The 3,804-nt window shown below is 37.3% G+C and carries 5 protein-coding genes; 3 read left to right on the top strand and 2 right to left on the bottom strand.

Annotated elements, in window-relative coordinates:
- Positions 1-810: MMPL family transporter (locus tag ACJAT7_RS18435; protein WP_415228255.1), on the bottom strand; the 810-nt coding region annotated here is incomplete at its 3' end.
- Positions 811-1,315: 505 nt separating this feature from the next.
- Here ACJAT7_RS18435 and ACJAT7_RS18440 point away from each other — a divergent pair.
- The 3 genes from ACJAT7_RS18440 to ACJAT7_RS18450 all read left to right on the top strand — a co-directional run bounded on the left by ACJAT7_RS18440 (position 1,316) and on the right by ACJAT7_RS18450 (position 2,276).
- Entirely contained in the window at positions 1,316-1,486 is a 171-nt protein-coding gene (locus tag ACJAT7_RS18440; protein ID WP_415228256.1) for a hypothetical protein, read from the top strand.
- Between the two features lie 111 nt (positions 1,487-1,597).
- Positions 1,598-2,110 carry a MarR family winged helix-turn-helix transcriptional regulator gene (locus tag ACJAT7_RS18445; protein ID WP_415228257.1) on the top strand — a complete coding sequence of 171 codons (513 nt, stop codon included), beginning with the start codon at positions 1,598-1,600 and terminating at the stop codon, positions 2,108-2,110.
- A gap of 16 nt (positions 2,111-2,126) precedes the next feature.
- Positions 2,127-2,276, top strand: coding sequence for an Ig-like domain-containing protein (locus ACJAT7_RS18450; protein ID WP_415228258.1), 150 nt, complete (start codon positions 2,127-2,129; stop codon positions 2,274-2,276).
- A gap of 200 nt (positions 2,277-2,476) precedes the next feature.
- On the opposite strand, the gene ACJAT7_RS18455 is transcribed toward ACJAT7_RS18450, so the two are convergent.
- A complete protein-coding gene (locus ACJAT7_RS18455) occupies positions 2,477-3,085 on the bottom strand; it encodes a PEP-CTERM sorting domain-containing protein (protein ID WP_415228259.1) in 609 nt (202 codons plus the stop codon).
- Positions 3,086-3,804: the final 719 nt, after the last annotated feature.

The raw sequence follows: 3,804 nt of genomic DNA on the forward strand, positions 1-3,804 counted from the left end.
CACGGTATATCCCATGCCTATTAGCGCACCCATCGTGATCATCACGGTTGCCATTGCTACGACCATAGGCGCGATGATAAGTGGAATATTTCTAAAGAAGAAAAACAACAGTATAAAAATAGTCAGTCCTGCTAATGGCGCAGAAATCCCCATTTGAATAAACATCTCAACACCAAACTGATCTTCAGCGACAGGTAAACCGGTGATATACCAGTCAGCACTACCGTTTAATTGGCTAATATTAGCTCTAATTTGCTCGGCAATTTTAAAGCTTTCATTTTTATCTTTAATAGGTACGTAAATGGCAGCCGCTTTGCCATTCTGTGAAACCAACGTGTTCTGCAGTAATGGCAGTCTGGCTAGGTAGTTTCTGATTTTTGCGCTCTCATCGAGAGTAGAAGGTGGTTTGTCCATCATCCACTCAAAGCGAATAGTACCCGACGCAGACTGAGTAATATTGTCGACCGTTGAAATAGACATGAGATCTGCAGAAATGACACCTTCGATTGACAATATTGACTTTGTTATGTCATATATGTCAGTCAGTGAAGCTGGTGTAAATACTCCCTCTTCAGTGCTCGTATCAACCACCCCCACAACGATCGAATCATGCATCGCAAAGCGTGTTTTTACCTCGTTGTGAAACAACCGTGCCGGGTGCTCTGCATCAAGCATGTTCTCCGGATCAGTATCAATTTTTATGCGCGGCATTTGCGCAGTAAAAAGCAACGCCAAAATCACCAATATAGCGTAAACAATTTTCGGTTTTTGCGTACAGAAATGGACTAACTTTTTAGCGATATTTTTCATTTATTATTCAATTTTTGCGAACATATAATAAGAATATAGCAAAATACACGCCAAGATATCCTAAAAACCAAACTCTGACTTATTAAGACGCTGTCCCATATAGACAATCTCCTTATATCCTAATTAGCGCATATTGATGCAATCATTTTAACGTATGATGAAATGGACCTTTTAATAACGGTCAAGCCAATTTCCTGAAAATCCAGCAGCAAAACTGAGATGCGCGAACATTTCAGTGATTTAAACAGCTGTTGAAATGAAGATTTATGCGCAACAGTGAGTAATAGATCAAGACCCTTGATCGTCGTCAACTTATTTTTCAAAAATCATGTTTAAATATTACAATAACGGTGATCAAAAAAACCTAGAAATTGTTTTTATAAATCATATTTAAAGTGATAAATACAATATCTTGACATCAAGATAAAATTCAACTATCTTGATGTCAAGGTAAATGAATTATACATATAGAGCATTACTCAAATTAAGCGAGGTATATATTATTATGTTCAATACAAAAGCATTTAAAAAATTTTTTAAACGAAAGTATCCATATTCTCCCGTTGCTATTCTAGGAAGAAAAACGGTTGAGCGCATACTTGGCGCAGATATCATAAAGCTTAAAAAACTTGAAGAGAAACAAAAGCAAGAACGCGATGAACAAAGAGAAGCTTGATTTTTTTAATGAGCCTTATAGTGCAGGTATACGAAAATCCATACTGGCATTTTATCTTGACGTGAAGATAAACTATCAGTATGTTAATTTTGTAAAGTCTAAAAAGATATAATGTTGATGGATCCCGTTCAGAAAAAAGTTCAGCAATGGTCGAAAGAGATGCCCAATTTGAACACAAAGCCTATGGCACTCATTTCACGATTACAGCAAACCACTAAGGAAATGAACGGCGAACTTTACACTAATTTTGAGGACTACAAATTAACCGATGCTGGCTTTGATGTTTTAGCAACATTACTTCGCGCTGGGCCGCCCCATTCACTCTCACCAAGTGAATTACTGGAACAAATGGACATTACATCGGGCACCATGACGACCAGAATAGATAAGTTGGAAAAGAAAGACTTAGTTAAGAGAAAAATTAAAAAAAACGACAAACGCGGCGTTAACGTAGCCCTTACTAAAAAAGGCCTAAAATTGATTGAAGAAGCCATTGTAGCGCACGTTAAAACACAAGAAAAAATAGTGTCCGTGTTTGATGAAGAAGAGCAACTGATTTTTATATCTCTGTTACAAAAATACCTAGCGCATAACGTAAAAAAAAGTAACAAACGTCATATATAGCGTAGTGAGTTCCTGAATGTCCATCGCTGTGCCTGCAACTGATAATATAGCGGTGACTAAAGTTGTGCTCTATATTGATGGTCAATTAAAAGCACAAGCGAATATGTCCGAGTTATCGTGCTGTTGGCATAGTCGCAACGCGGCTTCTGGTTTCCACTTAATTTAACAAGAGCATTTGATGTTGCAGGTAATCAAACTCTGAGCAGTGTGCAGGTTAATACTATTACCAGTGATAAAGGCAAGAAAGGCCGTATATATATTTAGGTGGGTTCATCGGCACATAAAAATAAGTATTGGTAATGTTACCCGAAAGATTGTAAACAAAAAGGCACCATTAAAGGTGCCTTTTTATTGCCGGGCATTTACCTAGCTAAACCGCCATTTGATTACGCTTTTTTTAAAACGTCGAAACCCAACCAAACCTAATAAGCTAATGCTGAGTAAAAGTAGCGAAGCAGGCGCAGGTACTTCCTGCGGCCCCCCCCCACTCCCGTCACCATCATACTCAGATACATGACTAATTTCCATATCCTTCCAGTCCAAATTAGACCCATTAAAATTATTAACACTGGTATCAATCACCCCCCAATTTACGTTAGCTAGGTTAGTAAATAATCCCCACCATGTAGAGTTCTTGACGAGGTAAGTACCAGGTCCTTCTGACAATTCAAATGCAATTACGCCTGTCGTATTAGTTTTATACGCAGAAACCTTACCTGTCTTTCCGTAATATGTGTATGCCGCGTTCTGAGACCAATTCGCCCAGCACAATTCACTGTTCGGGCTAGAGTTATCGCTGCAACCCGAACTACTGGCGGACAAGTCGTTCGTTGAGTCAAGATACGTATCTATCGCCCCTACGTCAATATCGTTAGATGTTGGGCTGTTTGCAGCAAGAATTAGAATTACCGAGGCTTGTGAACTGAACATCAGCCCAAATAAAAGCGCAGCAACGGCAGATTTTATAAGTTTCATGGAATATTCCTTATCGTAATTTTAGGGTAAGAAACAACCTCAATAGGTTTGTTTATTTACACACCAAGTTAAAAGGCACCACTAAGCTCATTACTCCGCCTTTAGCATAATAAAGCTAAATGAAACTGTGCATTTTTTGTACCAAAAATTGTTTAATTAATATTATCAACCAGTTATAAAAATCAAAGATTTCGACATGAGCAAAAATGTATAAATAGCTGACATTTTTACCAGATTAAAATAGTGAGTTAAGAGTTAAGAGTTAAGAGTTAAATTTTTTATTATTATATTTCAACAATATAGATTAAATTACATGAAACTCTTAGTGTAAAATATATCGTCACTCGTACCTTAGTTATACGTACCCCTCTAAAATACGCTGCTACTTCCCTTCTCGGGCAGACTGAATGTCAAGGGCCAGACTGAGAGCATTCGCAGCATTCTGTCAGGATGCTTTATAAAGAGTGTGAAAATATTGCTTTTTATGACGCTAGTATGAATCAATATAATTGTTCTAATACTGAACAAACGCTATTGTAAGACATAAGACTGTACCTCATTATTACCTCTGATTTTTAGATATTAAATAGGTAATTTATGGTTAATACGGAAATTAACGCTAGGGATTATTTTGATCAAGCAATTTTATATCACGGAGTTCAGGAAGTATTTACCTGAAATTGATCTGCGTTTAGTGACCGCGGTCAAAAGAAAATCAA

The organism is Psychromonas sp., from assembly GCF_047632995.1.
Classification (GTDB): domain Bacteria; phylum Pseudomonadota; class Gammaproteobacteria; order Enterobacterales; family Psychromonadaceae; genus Psychromonas.

Coding starts and splice junctions, on each gene's coding strand:
- ACJAT7_RS18440 (WP_415228256.1), top strand. CDS start 1,316: ATGTTCAATACAAAAGCATTTAAAAAATTTTTTAAACGAAAGTATCCA.
- ACJAT7_RS18445 (WP_415228257.1), top strand. CDS start 1,598: ATGTTGATGGATCCCGTTCAGAAAAAAGTTCAGCAATGGTCGAAAGAG.
- ACJAT7_RS18450 (WP_415228258.1), top strand. CDS start 2,127: ATGTCCATCGCTGTGCCTGCAACTGATAATATAGCGGTGACTAAAGTT.
- ACJAT7_RS18455 (WP_415228259.1), bottom strand. CDS start 3,085: ATGAAACTTATAAAATCTGCCGTTGCTGCGCTTTTATTTGGGCTGATG.